The organism is Faecalibacterium sp. DFI.5.82, from assembly GCF_029076575.1.
Lineage (GTDB): Bacteria > Bacillota > Clostridia > Oscillospirales > Ruminococcaceae > Faecalibacterium > Faecalibacterium duncaniae.
The window spans coordinates 1-383 of record NZ_JARFIS010000137.1; the positions used below are offsets into that span (position 1 = coordinate 1).

Annotated in this window: 2 pseudogenes; both read right to left on the bottom strand. The window is 61.4% G+C overall.

The window, feature by feature from the left end:
• Nucleotides 1–166: pseudogene (locus P0G09_RS15945) on the bottom strand (ATP synthase F1 subunit epsilon); the annotation flags it as partial.
• Nucleotides 166–383 (bottom strand): annotated as a pseudogene (locus P0G09_RS15950) (F0F1 ATP synthase subunit beta); the annotation flags it as partial. The pseudogenes P0G09_RS15945 and P0G09_RS15950, both read right to left, overlap by 1 nt.

The window sequence follows — 383 nt, forward strand, 5'->3', positions numbered from 1 at the left end:
CGTCCACGGTGAACTTTGCAATGCCCATGTGCAGAGCCACCAGCACGGGGTTGTGCCCGGCCTGCACGCCGTACACGCCGTCGCCGGTGGGCAGGGTCAGGCTCACGCAGTAGCCCTGATAGAATTCACCGCTGGAAGCCGTGATGTTCAGGATGAACTTTTCCATCAGTTGGCCCCGCCCTTTTCCTCCGCCTGTTTGTCTGCGTACTTCTTGCGGGCATCCGCAAGGGTGCCCACGTTGAAGAATGCCCACTCGGGCAGGTCATCGCACTGGCCGTCCACAATGGCGGCAAAGCCCTTGACGGTCTCTGCCAGCGGGACGTACACACCCTACAGGCCGGTGAAGTTCTCGGCCACTGCAAAGGGCTGGCTGAGGAACTTCT